The following is a 13,786-nucleotide window of genomic DNA, read 5'->3' as shown; positions in this document are numbered from 1 at the left end:
GCTCCAGCCGCCATCTAGCATGAAAGTGCGGCCTCTGCGCGCACGATTTCATTGTTGATTAAGATAGTCTTTTCGGACGTGCGCCGTTCGATGCTACCACGAACTCGGAAATCTCCAAGGACGCATCGAGCGTGGCGTCGGGATGCACATTCCAGACAATCCTGTCATAGCCGTCCTCGAGCGCAGGATCGACGGCAAGACATTTGGCGCCGACATGTTGGGCTTGGCCCTGCCGGTCGATGACCGCGAACGGGGGCGCGCCGCCGTGCACTCGGCCGCGGTTTCAAAGGAATCAAGCAGAGGCGAGCTCGATCAGATCAACTGGGACGCGGCGGTCAGGACGATCGCGGCCATAAGCGCAAAGGCGGCGAAGCGAAGGGGCAAAGCACGAGGCGCGGGCGCTGCGGACACGTCGGGATCCTGAAAACCGCCCATCGAGACGCGAGCGGCCTGTTCCAGTCTGTTCAAGTCGGCAGCCGTCAAGGCCCATTCCTTTCATATTGTGCCAAACTCAATCAATGTCCGCTGAATCGGCACGTTCGGACAGGATCGGACTTTATGGTGAACAGTCGGTTAAGGCGGGGTGATGCAGCCAGCCTTCTTCCTGCGGCCGCCGTTCGTTCAATCCGTCTCGAAATTGCCGTGAGGAACGACAAGACGGTATTCGAGGCGGTTCCCGGTGATCTCAAGTGTCGCCGTTCCATTCAACGAAGTGGGCACGACGCGTTCAAGTGCGACGCTGCCAAAACGCTTCTCGCTGCGTTGATTGTCGTTGGCTCCGATCACTTCGGCCCATGTCAGCGACAGCGCAGGCTCGCCAGCGGAAGCGGCCGTCAGATCGGCCGTCACCTCGACGAAACCATCGCTGCGCGACAGCGCGCCATAGCTGACCGAATTGACGGCGAGCTCATGCATGGCCAAGCCGATGTGCAAGGCAGCATTGGGATTGAGATATGGATTTGCGCCGCGGAAACGCAGGCTGTGCATGGGGTCCGCGCCGTACCTTCCGACCTGACCGGAAACCAGCTCGCGCAGCGCCGCTCCCCGCCAGTTGGATGACGTAACTAGGTCCTGCGAGGAGGCCAGCGACTGCAATCGGCCCCGGAAACGCGTCAGGAAATCGTCAATGCTGCCGGAATAACGCCCCGTCTGGGTGGCGATGCTCTGGATGATGGCCAAAAGGTTCTTGGAGCGGTGACTGACCTCGCGCAGCAGCGCCTTCAGCGTCTGCTCCCGGCGTTTCTGCTCGGTTGTTTCGACCATGGTGGTCACGACGCCCTGCACCGCGCCGGTCTCGCTGCGGTCGGCGTCGATCCATACCTGAAACCAGCGGGCGCCATCATCGGCCGGCACGCTGAGTTCGAGATGTTGAGGATTGCCGGAGACGATGACGTCGTGCTTGGCGGCGCCGATACGCTCTGCCTGCGCCGGCGGCAAGATGCCGTTGTTGTCGGAGGCATCAGAGGTCCATGGTGCGCGCATGTTGCGCGCCCACACCGTCTTCATCTCGCGATCCTGGTATAGAACGGAAATCCCGGCATTGTGCAAGGCGTGGAGAAGGGCTCGGCCAAGCTGCATTCCGCTTTCGGCGGGATGCAGAGCGATGATCTCATCCCTCTGGCCGCGGTCTTTCATTTTTCCGACTCTGGAACGCATCGGTAATTTGCTCAACCCACGTCGGGCTGAACGGCTCACGGAAAAATGGGTTCCAAAAGGAGGAGCTTCGGATCGAGCCCTAAAAAGCGGTCCGCCGAGCGGCATCCCGTTGGAGGACACTGCCCGGCGGTGGCTGGAAACCGTTTGAGGGGTGCGGCTTCCAGTGTTCGCTTGAATGGCCGCTTGGCATTCACGCCCGTCTGATCAGGCCGGCAATAAGCGATATGATCAGGAAGGCGAGAAAGATGAAGAACAATATCTGCGCTATGCCGGCCGAAGTGCCAGCGATGCCGCCGAAACCAAGCGCACCGGCGATGATCGCCACGACGAGAAATACGAGCGCCCAGTAAAGCATGATCCATCTCCTTCCAATGCTGCGGTGAAAACGTGATTCGCCTCCGTTTGTTCCACCATTTCCCGAAAAAGACGATGCTGAAAATCGTTACGGCCCGAATTGCTGCGGTGTGTGCGAAAAGGTTCTCGTCAGGTTCGGCAGCAGTTGGCTGTCGTGTGTTAAGTCGGCGTCACGCCCCCATCCGGTCCAAGGGGAGTGGCTATCCCACACCCTGGCGGCCGCAACTCGGTCGCCAGCTGTTTTATGCCGCGGCCTTCGCGTGCCGGTCAAAGAACAGGGCCTGGCTGATAAGAGCCTTGACCATATCCGGGTTGAATGGCTTGGTGACGAGGAAAGCCGGTTCCGGCCGCTCGCCGGTGAGCAACCGCTCGGGAAAGGCGGTGATGAAGATCACCGGCACCGAGGTGGACGACAGGATTTCATTGACGGCCGCGATGCCCGAACTGCCGTCGGCGAGCTGAATATCGGCAAGCACCATCTTTGGCCGCGCCTTGCCGAACATCGCCACCGCCTCCGCGTGGGTGCGCGCTGTTCCGACGACGCGGTGGCCGAGGCTTTCGACCATTTCCTCGATATCCATGGCGATCAGCGGCTCATCCTCGATGATCAGCACGTCGGTTGCCACCTGACGGGAGATCTCGTTGCTCGCCTGAGCGAGAAGTTCTGAGAATTCCTGTTCGTCGACGTCGAGAATCTCCGCCGCCTCGTCTTCGCTGAAGCCTTCGACGGCGACCAGCAGAAAGGCCTGGCGGGGACGAGGCGCGATTGCATTCAGATTGGCCGCGGCGCGCTGCTCCCATGCCGATTGGGCATGCTCCTGCGGAACGCGAATGGCCACCGAGGTGAAGAGCTTGGCAAAGACCTTGTAGAGTGCGATGCGGTCGTTCGATGCGTCCGGAAAGATATCGACATCGGCAATGATGGCCTCGAGCATTGCGGCGACCAACGCGTCGCCGCTCTCCTGCGATCCGGATACCGCGCGCGAGAAGCGGCGCAGGAACGGCAGGTGCGGAGCGATGGTTGCTGATAGGCTCATATCGGACGTCTCCCTCATATGACGTGATTACATGTTACAGCTAAAAACGGTTCGCAAGCCCAAAGTTAAAAACGCGGGTTGTGCGAAAAAGTTCCGGTCATGCGGAACTAAGTATGCGGGCTGGCGTTTAGGGCGGGGTTGGGCAACCAGACGAGGCTGCCGCTTGCCTTGCGTTATGTGTTGAAGGGCGGCTTAAGGCTGGGACAAAGGGCGAAATGAAGAACATGACGAAAGCTACCACGGCTGGCGTTGGCAACGGGCGCCGGGCTGCTTCCCGCGACCCGCTTGGGCCGAACTCGGAAATCGGCCGCAAACTCAAACAATATTACGACGAGCTGGTCTCCGACAATGTGCCGGATCGCTTCGCACAACTGCTCAGCCAGTTGGAAAAGGCCGAACCTGTACAGAAGAAGGACTGAGGCATGGCGGCCGTCTCCCAGGGCTTCAAGACCGACTTGCTCGGCTCGATCCCGAGCCTGCGGGCTTTTGCCGTGTCGCTGACGCAAAACGCCGACAAGGCCGACGACCTGGTGCAGGAAACATTGGTCAAGGCCTGGGACAAGCATGAAAGCTTCCAGCCCGGCACCAATCTGAAGGCATGGCTGTTCACGATCTTGCGCAACGAATTCTATTCGCAGATGCGCAAGCGCGGCCGCGAGGTGCAGGACAGCGATGGCGTCATGACGGCCAGGCTTGCCGTTCATCCGGCCCAGCACGGCCAGCTTGACCTCGAGGACTTTCGCGGCGCGCTCGAGTTGCTGCCGGAAGACCAGCGCGAAGCCATTATCCTCATCGGTGCATCTGGCTTTTCCTACGAGGAAGCGGCCGAGATCTGCGGCTGCGCAGTCGGAACGATCAAGAGCCGCGTCAGCCGCGCCCGCACGCGGCTGCAGGAAATCCTGAAGATCTCCGGTGAAGACGAGTATGGCCCGGACGCAATTTCGGCGCAGGTGACGGGGTCGACGGCTGCGTGATGCGTAGACGCGCTCGAACCGCTCCGCGCCTCAGCGGAGAGGCCTTCGCCCGCAGGCCGCTGCCACCGCCTCGACGAGATCGTCTCCCGAATAGGGCTTGGTGACCAATCTGACGCCGGGAAAGGATTTCTTGATCTCGTCGGCATCCGAATAGCCCGAGGCGAAGACGAACGGGATGCCCGCTTCACGCAACCGCGAAGCAAATTGGAGCGTCGAAACGCCGCTCAGCATGAGGTCGACGATGGCCGCATCGAACTGCGCGGCAACGTCTTGCTGTTCGATATCAGCCAGATCACGGGCGATGACCACATCGAGCGCGCCGTAGTCGCGGCAAAGCTGCTCGATATCCATGGCAATCAGGAACTCATCTTCCAGGATAAGAATCCGCAAACCGTCAAGCGATGGGCGCACGCAGCAATATCTCCTTTAAATGCGTCTCTATCTTAGAACGGGGGAAGTCATGATCACTATTTGGCATGCTGTCATTTAAAAAAGACGTGCTGACGCGGATACGTCGGCCTCGGCCCTTGCAAGGCATTTGCAACGAGCGCTGCCGGAGATAGGGTTAGAAGAGGTTCGCGCCGGAACCTTGGGGTCTGTCGAGCGTTTCGACCGAGCAAAACAAGGAGAGTGAAGCAATGGCGACTGCCGCAGGAAAGGCCGCGAACGAGGCCCGTACGAATTCGGACCTTGAAGCTGACATTGCGCAACTGAAGGCCGATATCGAACAACTCACCAAGCAGTTGGCCAAGACCGGCGAACACGGCTACGGGGCTGCGCGCCGCGCCGCCGCCGAGGGTGTCGAGCAGTTGCGAACCCAGGGCGAAGCAGCCTTCGACAGCCTGCGCAGCAACGCCAAGGACATCGAGGCGCAGCTGATAGCCCATATGCGCGAAAAGCCTGTGACTTCGCTGGCGATCGCCGCAGGCGTCGGGTTCCTCTTCGCACTCCTCGCGCGCCGCTAGTTCTGCACGCATGGGAATGCTTGCATCGCTGATCTCGGGCCTCGCCTCGGGCGAAACCATTGCGGCGATACAACGCGCGCGCGTCGCTGCGATGGTCTATTCGGTCGCAGCACTCGCGGCGCTGTGCGGCCTCGGCTTCCTGGTCGGGGCGGCCTATATCTGGACGGCGGCCCGCTATGGGCCGATGGCGGCGTCGCTGAGCTTCGGGATCGGCTTTCTGGCAATCGCCGGTCTCATCCTGCTCGTCTACCGGATGTCGGCCGGCTCGCGCGCCAGACGCCGGGCGAAGCGACGCAACGCCGACATGAAGGCGGTCGGCATCGCCGCTGCACTCGCCGTGCTGCCGGCGCTGCTCAAGGGCAAAGGTGGCGCGGCGAAGGGCGGATTGGGCGCCATTCTCGGCCCGGCGATAGCACTCGCAGCCTACGCCATCTACCGCGAGAACGTGAAGCCCGACTCCGACGATCCGGATACCGGCAAAGGGAAATAGTTCGGAAGCGGATAGTTCGGCGCAAACGATTCTGGCGCCCGGTCGAAAAATCCTCGCGTCACAAATCGTCGAGCGGCATCGATATTTCCGCGATTACGCCGTCGGGCCGGAATTCATGGGTCACCTCGCTGGAAATGACCTTGGCCAGGCTGCGGCGGATCAGGATCGAGCCGAAGCCATGGCGTTCGGGCGGCGCAACCCGCGGGCCGCCGCTTTCACGCCAAGCCAGCAACAGACGTCGTGCACCCTTCCTGCCTTGCACCTTCCAATCGAGATCGACCTTTCCGGAAGAAACCGAGAGCGCCCCATGTTGTAGTGCGTTACTTGCCAGTTCATGCAGGATCAGGCCGAGCCCGACTGCCTGGTCGGGTGAGAGCAGGACATCGGTGCCGGAGATCGCGATGCGCGATTGTCCAGCGGTTTGAAACGGCTTTACCTCGATCTCCACCAACTCGCGGATGCCGATGCCGCGCCACTCGCGGTCCGACAGCAGGCTGTGCGCAACGCCCAGCGCCTGCAGCCTGGCGCTGAAAGCTTCAAGGAATTCGCTTGGCTGACGGGCATGGCGAACGGTCTGCGTCGCCAGCGCCTGTACGGTTGCCAAAGTGTTCTTGACGCGGTGATTGAGCTCGCGCAGCAACAGCCGTTGACGTTCTTCGCCAAGCTTGCGTTCGGTGATGTCGTAGTTGACGCCGAAGATCAGCGTCGGCTTGCCCTCGCCGTCGCGCTCTATGACGCGGCCGCGCGTTGCGATCCATCGCGGCGGATCGAGGCCTTTGACACGGTATTCGCCAAAATAATCGTCGCTGCCGGTCAGCGCGTCGCGAAAGCGTGTTTCGGTCTGATGAACGTCGCGCGGGTCGATGGCGGTCAGGATGTCGCGCGCTCTCAGCCTGTTCGACTTGGGCAAGTTGAACAATTCGGACAGCAGGACATCGCAGTCGATCATGTCGCTGCGGATATCCCATGCCCAACTGGCGAGCGAAGCCGCGTCGAGCGCAATAGCGCGTCGCTTTTCCTCTCGAACCAGTGCGGCCTCGGCAATCGCCGCGCTGCGGGTTGCATCCTTCAGCGTGAACAGGCTCGCGGCGAGGCCAGCCAGCGCCGACAGTTGGTCGAGCTGGACAGAAGAGGGACGTGCGTGCGGCTTCCGGTCGAGCACGCAGAGCGTGCCGATCAGTGCGCCGTCGACTACGATCGGCACGCCGGCGTAAAAGCGGATATGATGCTCGCCGGTGACCAGCGGATTGGCTTTGAACCGCGGATCCGTCGCCGCGTCGGCCACCACCATCGGCACGTCGCCGGCTGCGATGGTATAGGCGCAGAACGATGTCTCGGTTGCGGTTTCGGACTCGTTGAGGCCGATACAGGACTTGAACCACTGCCGCTCGGCATCGACCAGCGTGATCAGTGCGACAGGCGTTTGCATCGCCGAAGCGGCAAGACCGCTGATACGGTCGAAATCAGGGTCGGCAGCCGTATCCAGCGCGTCGAGGCCGTGCAGCACGGCAAGGCGGTCCGCAGCGCCCACCACATGGCGAATATCGACCGGCAGGCCCGGCTTTGTCTGGCTATTGTCGTCCACTACGCCCCCAGTGGCCGGCCCCGCTGATTGATCAGGCCAACCGGCCCGTTTGCCGCCTTGTCGAGCCGGAACTTTCGCAGCGGGGAGCCGTTACCAGCCAATGCCCTGCTAGCTACGCCTGCCGGCGCCAAATATGGAGCCAGACCATGCCAAAAATCGTTCCTGAAAACAAAGCCCGTCAAGGGCGGCGGGGTCAGCATGTCCTTCGTATCCTGATCGCCGCGCTGTTGCTGGCTTTTATCGCCTGGGGCGTCGCCGAAATCTACGGCTGGATGATCGAGACGCCTAAGACCGAGCAGGGCAACACACCCAGCGGCTAGACTCTCTCCATCTCTCGTGCCAACCCGCATCACGCAACCCCACATCACGCTACCTCACGTCAGGCAACCTTTGCCTCGGCGGCGCGCGCCGGGACGAGAACATTCAACGCGCGCGGATGGATTTCGACGGTCGTCTCGCGATCGAGCTTTACCAGTTCGCCGTCCATGACGGCCTGAACTTTCCTGTTCGTCGAATGGATTTTCAAAACGGCGCGGTTTGCCTGATGGATTTCGACATGCTCGTTGCCGCGCCATTTCCCACGGGCGACGTCAAAGAGGAACCTGATCAATTCGCCGCGCCGCCGTGCCACGGTGACATAGATGCCCAGCACGCCGCCTGCCGGATTGTCGGCATAGGGCAGGTGGCCCTCGCCGAACAGATTGTTGGTGATGCCGATACCGGTGATCCGGGTTCTGATCTCGGCCTCACCGACCGTCAGCGTTACGTTCATCGCCGGTGGATTGTTGATCGTTGCCCAAGCGGCTCGCACCGAGGCACGCATCTTCCCCAGCCGCGAGCCGAATTCCATCTTCTGGCGCAGTTGCACCATCCTGGCGTGCATGCCGATCGAGAATTGATGCACGAAAGGCCGGCCGTTGGCTGTTGCAACGTCAATCGCCATTACCTCGCCGTCCGCAAACGATTTCAGTGCCGCATCGAGGGTCTGCGGAATACCGAGGCCGCGCGCAAAAAGGTTCATTGTGCCAGCCGGCAGAATTGCCAGCGCCTTCTCCCCATTCATCAAACGGGCTGCCGCGGCCGAAATGGTGCCGTCGCCGCCGCCCGCCAGCACGACGTCGATGCCGCGCCTGGAAGCTACGCCGTCCAGCGTGGCGACGATATCCTTGCCGGCGACGATTTCGATATCGATCGAGTGGCCGGCAGTCTCAAGCGTGCCGCGCATCCGGCTGGCGAAGGCCTCAAGATCGATGGTGCGCAGGGTGCCCCCGTCCTTGTTCAGCACCGCTGCAAACCGCATGGCCGTTCCATTTTCCAGCACCTATCGGGCCGGGACGGGGGCCCAGCCGGGAGTGGAACGGGGCGGCCGAGAAAATGTTCCGTTCGACCAGCGCGGCGAATCCGAGAACCATTGACATCGCACCGGGTGCACCGCGGCTTTTTTCGGAACAACAGTGTGGTCACAACGTTGTGAACATGCAGAAGACGCTGCGCCCGCAGTGACGCCAGGCGGGCAGGGCGTGCACGAAATCACCGACGAGGAGACACTAAGATGATCCGCACCCTTTTAACCACGACAGCAGTCGCAACATTGATTGCGACGGGTGCATTTGCGCAATCGGCGACGACCCCGGCGCCGGCGCAACCACCCGCCGCCCACGATACCGCTCCGGCGATACGTGCCGAGGGCAGCCTTGTCACCAACATCATCGGCGAATCCGTCTATAATGGCACAGGCGACGATGCCCAGAATATCGGCAACATCAGCGACGTCGTCTTCGACGAGCGCGGCGAGGTAAAATCCGTCGTCATCGGCGTCGGCGGTTTTCTTGGCATAGGAACCAAGAACGTCGCTTTCGACTACAAAAAGATGCAATGGGCCGAAAGAAATGGCGACCGTTGGCTGATAGCGCAAACGACGAAGGATGAGCTGACGGCTCAGCCGGATTTCGACCGGAGGCCTTACGATCCGCCGCCGCCACCAGCTTCGGCGGATAATGCGGCGCCTGCCGCCCCTTCCACCAGCGCGCAAAATACAAACCCGGCGCCTGCCGCGCCGGCTGAGCCGGTGAAGCGCGCCGAAGGCAATCTCGCCACCAATATCATCGGCGAGACCGTCTATAACGGCACCGGCGACGACGCCCAGAACATCGGCGACGTAAACGACATCGTCATCAACAAGGAAGCCAAGGCGCAATCGCTGATCATCGGTGTCGGCGGCTTCCTCGGCATCGGCGAAAAGAACGTCGCCTATGATTTCGACAAGGCACAGTGGGCCGAGAGGAACGGCGATCGCTGGCTGGTCGCGCAAACGACCAAGGAAGAGCTGCAGGCACAGCCGGACTTCAACCGCAAGGCCTATGATCCGGCCCCGGCAACCACTGCGTCGAACGATGCCGCGGCTACTGCGCCTGCCACCGTCACGCCTACCGTGACGGCCAGCACCGCGACCACCAGCAACACTGACCAAGCCAGTAAAACGGCTCAAAATGCGCCGGCGCCGGCGCCTACGGCTAATTCCGCGGCCGACCAGACCAAGACCGGCTCGATCGACAAGTCGACGCTGACTGAAATGCCGATAGGCGAAATCCGGGCCGAGGATCTGGTTGGAACAACCGTTTACGGCGCCAATGATGCCAATGTCGGCGAGATCGGCGACGTCGTGCTGAGCGGCGACAAGAAGGTCGACGCAGTCATCATCGACGTCGGCGGCTTCCTCGGCGTCGGCGAGAAGGAGGTGGCAGTCGGTATGGACAACCTGAAATTCATGACCGACAAGAACGGCAAGCGCTATCTCTACACGAACTTCACCAAGGAGCAGCTCGAGGCGCAGGCCGCCTATGACAAGGGCAGCTATGCGCAAAACCGCGACAAACAGCGCATGATCATGCGGTAAGCTGCATCTCAGTCGACAGGTAAGCCCGCGCCGGCAACGGCGCGGGCTTTCTCATGTCGACGCAAAAGGCAGGCCCGCGACATGGCCGGTAACGCCGTCATGCGTCAATTCGGCGAGCGCCAGCGACTGGTCGAGATGCTCGGCCCGCCAGGCAAGGAGCTTTTCGGCAAGTTCCAGCCGCGCCGGCAGATAGGCTGGGTCGTCCGCGACGCTGGTCGCCTCGCCGGCGTCTTTCTCGAGGTCGAAGAGCAAAGGCGGCAGGCCACCGCCGAAATGCACATATTTGAACTTTTCCGTACGGATGACGGCGAGATTGCACTGGCGTTGACCGATGCCAAAATACCGTTCGGCATCACCATCCGCGATCGAGCGGAAATCGAACTCCCAATGGGCCGCGTCGCGCCAGGCGTCCGGCTCCGTCGCGTCCAGGAAAGGCGCCAGCGAGCGGCCGTCGAGATGCGGCAGCACTTCGCCGCCAGTGAGCTCGAGCAAGGTCGGCGCCAAATCCACCGCCTCGGTGAAGCGGTCGACGCTGCTGCCGACAGCCTTGCGGCGGCGCGGATCGCGAATGATCAGCGGAATATGGAAGCTGCCGTCGAAGAAGCCGCCCTTGCCCAGCATGAAATGGTCGCCCATCATCTCGGCGTGGTCGGAGGTCACCACGATGACGGTGTCGTCCCATGCATCGGCCGCCTTGACTGCTTGCCAGACCCGGCCAAGCTGCGCATCGCTCTCCGAGATCATGCCGTAATAGAGCGCCCGGATGCGGCGAAAATTATCGTCGCCCCAGTCGCGCACCTTGCCCTCCGAGCCGGGCCGGAATTTCGACCGTTCCTGCCGGTCAAGTTCATAGGCGAGATAAGGGTGGCTTGCTGCTTCGGCCTGCCAGCTTTCGGCGCGGTCAAAAGCTGGACCGATGGCCGGATCGTACATGGCGTTGTAAGGCGCCGGCACGATGAAGGGTGGGTGAGGACTGATGAAGGAAAGGTGCGCGAACCACGGCGCATCGCGCTCCTGTTCGCCGAGCCAGCGGATAAATTCGCCGGCCAGGAAGGCCGACGGCGTCTCGTCTTTCGAATAGATTGGCGGGGCGTTGCTGACCCCGCCGTCGTTTTCCCGGATTTCGCCCGTCGGGCGGTGGATGTCGGGGGAGCCGGCGCCGGCATCGACGCCGCGCGCCTTGAGCCATGATAGCCAAGGCTTCTGGTGCTCGGGCAGAAGCTGGCGTACGGTGAAGCCGGGCAGCACGCCTTCATAGCTCTTCAGCTGCGGGTCGCCAGGCGCCAGCGTACGCGGATCGCCTGCCATATCAGTATAGCCGAACAGCGTCGGTTCATAGCCGAGGGCACGCGCCCGGAGCGCTATGTTGCCGTGGCGGGCGTCGAGCGGTGTGCCATTGCGGCAGACACGATTGTTCATCTGGTAGAGGCCGGTGTAGAGGCAGGCGCGTGCCGGCGAGCAAGGTGCGGCGCCGCCATAGTGCTTCTTGAACAGAACGCCCTCGGCAGCCAGCGCGTCGGCATTCGGCGTTCTTACCACCTTGTGGCCAGCAGCCGACAGGCAGTCGCCGCGCCACTGGTCGCAGGTGATCAGGAGAATGTTGGGGCGTTTTCCAATCAACCGCTATATCCTCATGCCGGCTACGTCGCTCATGGAGCGCAATTTCGGCGAATATGCAAGCCGGTCCAGTTTGCCGAATGGTGAACAAAACCTGCTTGATCGTTCACTTTAACAGCACAGTCCATTCTGTGTTTGCCATCTTTGCGGCCAGGAGCCGGATCCTCATATTTGCGTGGACAGCGGCAAGGGCCGCACCAGTACAAGGGAAGGAGCAGAAACATGCTCGACCAGGTCAAGGGCCTGCATCACGTCACCTCGATGGCCAGCGACGCGCGCCAGAACAATGAATTCTTCACCGGGACGCTCGGCCTGCGGCGGGTCAAGAAAACCGTCAATTTCGACGCGCCCGACGTCTACCACCTCTATTACGGCGACGAGGTCGGCATGCCCGGCTCGGTGATGACCTATTTCCCCTTCCCCAACATCGGCAAGGGCCGCCATGGAGTCGGCGAAGTCGGCACAACCACTTACTCGGTGCCCGAGGGCACGCTCGGCTATTGGGAGAAACGGTTTGCCGAGCAAGGTGTCACAGGGCTTTCTCGCGAGGAGACGTTCGGCGAGAAGCGTCTTGCCTTCGCCGGTCCCGACGGCGACGGTTTTGCGCTGGTCGAGGACAGAGCGGACAGCCGAGCGCCCTGGGCCAAGGGTGGCATTCCCACTGACGAGGCGATCCGCGGCTTTCACTCAGTGTCGCTCAGGCTGAAAGATAGTGGCGCCACCGAAGAGCTGCTGAAATTCATGGGTTATGAGGAGGTCGACAAGTCCGGCAATGTCAGGCGGCTAACGGTGAAGAACGGCAACGGCGCCGATGTCGTCGATATCGAATCGCTGCCAGGGGCCGGCTTCGCCAATCTCGGCGCCGGCTCGGTCCACCATGTCGCCTTCGCCGTCGAGAACCGCGCCAAGCAGCTCGAAGTGCGCAAGGCGCTGCTCGATACCGGTTATCAGGTGACGCCGGTAATCGACCGCGACTATTTCTGGGCGATCTACTTCCGCACACCGGGCGGCGTGCTGTTCGAAGTCGCTACCAACGAGCCCGGCTTCGACCGCGACGAGGACACCGCCCATCTTGGTGAGGCGCTGAAGCTGCCGTCACAACACCAGCATTTGCGGCCCTATCTCGAGCAGCATCTGCAGAAACTGGAAGACTGAGGGCAACGTCGTGAGTAAGGATTCGTATATTCACAAGGTGCTGCCCGGTTCGCCTGATGGACCGCTGCTCTTCGTCTTCCATGGCACCGGCGGCGGCGAGGCCCAGCTTCTGTCGCTTGGACGCGATCTTGTGCCGCAAGCGACGATCGTCGCTCCGCGCGGCGATGTTTCGGAACAAGACGCTGCACGCTTCTTTCGCCGCGCCGGCGAGGGCGTCTACGACATGGGCGACCTCACGCGAGCGACAGAGAAGATGGCCGGCTTCGTCAAGGCACATGTCGAGGCGGCAAAGCCATCTTCGGTGCTCGGCCTCGGTTACTCCAACGGCGCCAACATCCTGGCCTCGGTGCTGTTTGCCGAGCCGTCGCTGTTCGACGCAACGGTGCTGATGCATCCGCTGATCCCGTTCGAGCCGGAGGTCAAGGGCAGCCTTGGCGGCAGTCACATCCTGGTCACCGCCGGCAGGCGGGACCCGATCTGTCCGCCTAATTTGACGGTGCGGCTCGAAGCCTATTTGCGCGCCGATGGCGCCGATGTCACAGTCGAGTGGCATGACGGCGGCCATGAGGTGCGGCCGAGCGAGATCGAGGCGGCGCGGCGGTTGTTCGCCGTGGCGCCGGACGAAAGGACCGCAAGCCATGTCTGACCTATTGCCGGAGATCGAACTGGAGGACCGCGGCTCGAAGGGCCGCTATCTCCTGCGTGGGCCGGGCGGCGCCGAGGCGGAGATGACTTTCACCAAGATCGGCGAGCACCAGATCATCATCGACCATACCGAAGTGCCGGATGCATTTCGCGGCCAGGGCGCGGGGCTTCGCCTGGTCACCCGTGCCGTCGAGGATGCGCGTGCGGCGGGCAAAACGATCATCCCGCTTTGCCCGTTCGCCAATGCCCAGTTCCGTCGCCATCCGGAATGGGCGGACGTGCTGAAGCGGTAAGAGACAGCCATCGATGAATGACAGGAGAAAGGGTGCGCGGCTTTACCGCGGGCCTCTTCGGCCATTGGAGGCGTACAAACACAGCGGCAACATGCGGGATTTGCGAAGAGCGCCCGTCT

The 13,786-nt window shown here is 62.0% G+C and carries 17 protein-coding genes; 9 read left to right on the top strand and 8 right to left on the bottom strand.

What is annotated here, in order from left to right; genetic code table 11:
• Positions 1-312: 312 nt before the first annotated feature.
• From NKH91_RS06550 to NKH91_RS06535, 4 genes are all read right to left on the bottom strand, one after another.
• Positions 313-483 carry a hypothetical protein gene (locus tag NKH91_RS06550; RefSeq protein WP_352494195.1) on the bottom strand — a complete coding sequence of 57 codons (171 nt, stop codon included), beginning with the start codon at positions 481-483 and terminating at the stop codon, positions 313-315.
• A 138-nt stretch (positions 484-621) separates the two neighbouring features.
• Entirely contained in the window at positions 622-1,656 is a 1,035-nt protein-coding gene (locus NKH91_RS06545; RefSeq protein ID WP_352515608.1) for a sensor histidine kinase, read from the bottom strand.
• 190 nt (positions 1,657-1,846) lie between these two features.
• A complete protein-coding gene (locus NKH91_RS06540; protein WP_023678541.1) occupies positions 1,847-2,011 on the bottom strand; it encodes a DUF1328 domain-containing protein in 165 nt (54 codons plus the stop codon).
• A 241-nt stretch (positions 2,012-2,252) separates the two neighbouring features.
• Positions 2,253-3,047 carry a response regulator gene (locus NKH91_RS06535; RefSeq protein WP_023678542.1) on the bottom strand — a complete coding sequence of 265 codons (795 nt, stop codon included), beginning with the start codon at positions 3,045-3,047 and terminating at the stop codon, positions 2,253-2,255.
• Between the two features lie 215 nt (positions 3,048-3,262).
• Here NKH91_RS06535 and NKH91_RS06530 point away from each other — a divergent pair, with 215 nt between their 5' ends.
• Together NKH91_RS06530 and NKH91_RS06525 are read left to right on the top strand one after the other, a co-directional pair.
• The gene (locus tag NKH91_RS06530; RefSeq protein WP_023720919.1) at positions 3,263-3,466 is read left to right on the top strand and encodes a NepR family anti-sigma factor; all 204 of its coding nucleotides are present in this window, start codon (positions 3,263-3,265) and stop codon (positions 3,464-3,466) included.
• A 3-nt stretch (positions 3,467-3,469) separates the two neighbouring features.
• The gene (locus NKH91_RS06525; protein WP_023678544.1) at positions 3,470-4,021 is read left to right on the top strand and encodes a sigma-70 family RNA polymerase sigma factor; all 552 of its coding nucleotides are present in this window, start codon (positions 3,470-3,472) and stop codon (positions 4,019-4,021) included.
• A 30-nt stretch (positions 4,022-4,051) separates the two neighbouring features.
• On the opposite strand, the gene NKH91_RS06520 is transcribed toward NKH91_RS06525, so the two are convergent.
• Positions 4,052-4,372, bottom strand: a complete 321-nt coding sequence (locus tag NKH91_RS06520) for a response regulator (RefSeq protein ID WP_502898977.1) — start codon at positions 4,370-4,372, stop codon at positions 4,052-4,054.
• A gap of 287 nt (positions 4,373-4,659) precedes the next feature.
• On the opposite strand from NKH91_RS06520, the gene NKH91_RS06515 reads away from it, so the two are divergent.
• Positions 4,660-4,986: an ElaB/YgaM/YqjD family protein gene (locus tag NKH91_RS06515; protein WP_352847208.1), complete on the top strand. Its 327-nt coding sequence runs from the start codon at positions 4,660-4,662 to the stop codon at positions 4,984-4,986.
• 10 nt (positions 4,987-4,996) lie between these two features.
• Entirely contained in the window at positions 4,997-5,476 is a 480-nt protein-coding gene (locus NKH91_RS06510; protein ID WP_352847211.1) for a hypothetical protein, read from the top strand.
• 58 nt (positions 5,477-5,534) lie between these two features.
• Here the strand turns inward: NKH91_RS06510 and NKH91_RS06505 are convergent, their stop codons facing one another.
• A complete protein-coding gene (locus tag NKH91_RS06505) occupies positions 5,535-7,061 on the bottom strand; it encodes a sensor histidine kinase (protein WP_352847213.1) in 1,527 nt (508 codons plus the stop codon).
• Between the two features lie 146 nt (positions 7,062-7,207).
• Here NKH91_RS06505 and NKH91_RS06500 point away from each other — a divergent pair, with 146 nt between their 5' ends.
• On the top strand, positions 7,208-7,381 hold the full coding sequence (locus tag NKH91_RS06500; RefSeq protein ID WP_023720914.1) for a hypothetical protein: 174 nt from the start codon (positions 7,208-7,210) through the stop codon (positions 7,379-7,381).
• A 59-nt stretch (positions 7,382-7,440) separates the two neighbouring features.
• Here the strand turns inward: NKH91_RS06500 and NKH91_RS06495 are convergent, their stop codons facing one another.
• Positions 7,441-8,361 (bottom strand): diacylglycerol/lipid kinase family protein, encoded by a 921-nt coding sequence (locus NKH91_RS06495; RefSeq protein ID WP_352847216.1) that lies wholly within the window; start codon positions 8,359-8,361, stop codon positions 7,441-7,443.
• A gap of 252 nt (positions 8,362-8,613) precedes the next feature.
• On the opposite strand from NKH91_RS06495, the gene NKH91_RS06490 reads away from it, so the two are divergent.
• On the top strand, positions 8,614-9,957 hold the full coding sequence (locus tag NKH91_RS06490; protein WP_352847219.1) for a PRC-barrel domain-containing protein: 1,344 nt from the start codon (positions 8,614-8,616) through the stop codon (positions 9,955-9,957).
• A gap of 51 nt (positions 9,958-10,008) precedes the next feature.
• Here NKH91_RS06490 and NKH91_RS06485 read toward each other — a convergent pair whose 3' ends face one another.
• Positions 10,009-11,577, bottom strand: a complete 1,569-nt coding sequence (locus tag NKH91_RS06485; protein ID WP_352847221.1) for an alkaline phosphatase family protein — start codon at positions 11,575-11,577, stop codon at positions 10,009-10,011.
• Between the two features lie 219 nt (positions 11,578-11,796).
• On the opposite strand from NKH91_RS06485, the gene NKH91_RS06480 reads away from it, so the two are divergent.
• Genes NKH91_RS06480 through NKH91_RS06470 form a run of 3 tightly spaced genes read left to right on the top strand, consistent with a single transcriptional unit; the run spans position 11,797 to position 13,667 of the window.
• A complete protein-coding gene (locus NKH91_RS06480; RefSeq protein WP_023720910.1) occupies positions 11,797-12,729 on the top strand; it encodes a VOC family protein in 933 nt (310 codons plus the stop codon).
• 10 nt (positions 12,730-12,739) lie between these two features.
• On the top strand, positions 12,740-13,375 hold the full coding sequence (locus NKH91_RS06475; RefSeq protein WP_352847222.1) for an alpha/beta hydrolase: 636 nt from the start codon (positions 12,740-12,742) through the stop codon (positions 13,373-13,375).
• On the top strand, positions 13,368-13,667 hold the full coding sequence (locus NKH91_RS06470) for a GNAT family N-acetyltransferase (protein WP_352476216.1): 300 nt from the start codon (positions 13,368-13,370) through the stop codon (positions 13,665-13,667). The genes NKH91_RS06475 and NKH91_RS06470 overlap by 8 nt, the downstream gene beginning before the upstream one ends.
• Positions 13,668-13,786: the final 119 nt, after the last annotated feature.

This window comes from Mesorhizobium sp. M0894 (assembly GCF_040319725.1).
Classification (GTDB): domain Bacteria; phylum Pseudomonadota; class Alphaproteobacteria; order Rhizobiales; family Rhizobiaceae; genus Mesorhizobium.
The sequence above is the reverse complement of the archived record's forward strand: the minus strand, read 5'-3'. Positions and strand labels throughout refer to the sequence as shown.

Excerpts from the sequence above, each read along its gene's own strand:
- NKH91_RS06535 (WP_023678542.1), bottom strand. The coding sequence starts at position 3,047 with ATGAGCCTATCAGCAACCATCGCTCCGCACCTGCCGTTCCTGCGCCGC.
- NKH91_RS06510 (WP_352847211.1), top strand. The coding sequence starts at position 4,997 with ATGGGAATGCTTGCATCGCTGATCTCGGGCCTCGCCTCGGGCGAAACC.
- NKH91_RS06530 (WP_023720919.1), top strand. The coding sequence starts at position 3,263 with ATGAAGAACATGACGAAAGCTACCACGGCTGGCGTTGGCAACGGGCGC.
- NKH91_RS06545 (WP_352515608.1), bottom strand. The coding sequence starts at position 1,656 with ATGCGTTCCAGAGTCGGAAAAATGAAAGACCGCGGCCAGAGGGATGAG.
- NKH91_RS06495 (WP_352847216.1), bottom strand. The coding sequence starts at position 8,361 with ATGCGGTTTGCAGCGGTGCTGAACAAGGACGGGGGCACCCTGCGCACC.
- NKH91_RS06490 (WP_352847219.1), top strand. The coding sequence starts at position 8,614 with ATGATCCGCACCCTTTTAACCACGACAGCAGTCGCAACATTGATTGCG.
- NKH91_RS06515 (WP_352847208.1), top strand. The coding sequence starts at position 4,660 with ATGGCGACTGCCGCAGGAAAGGCCGCGAACGAGGCCCGTACGAATTCG.
- NKH91_RS06525 (WP_023678544.1), top strand. The coding sequence starts at position 3,470 with ATGGCGGCCGTCTCCCAGGGCTTCAAGACCGACTTGCTCGGCTCGATC.
- NKH91_RS06500 (WP_023720914.1), top strand. The coding sequence starts at position 7,208 with ATGCCAAAAATCGTTCCTGAAAACAAAGCCCGTCAAGGGCGGCGGGGT.
- NKH91_RS06470 (WP_352476216.1), top strand. The coding sequence starts at position 13,368 with ATGTCTGACCTATTGCCGGAGATCGAACTGGAGGACCGCGGCTCGAAG.
- NKH91_RS06480 (WP_023720910.1), top strand. The coding sequence starts at position 11,797 with ATGCTCGACCAGGTCAAGGGCCTGCATCACGTCACCTCGATGGCCAGC.
- NKH91_RS06540 (WP_023678541.1), bottom strand. The coding sequence starts at position 2,011 with ATGCTTTACTGGGCGCTCGTATTTCTCGTCGTGGCGATCATCGCCGGT.
- NKH91_RS06520 (WP_502898977.1), bottom strand. The coding sequence starts at position 4,372 with ATGGATATCGAGCAGCTTTGCCGCGACTACGGCGCGCTCGATGTGGTC.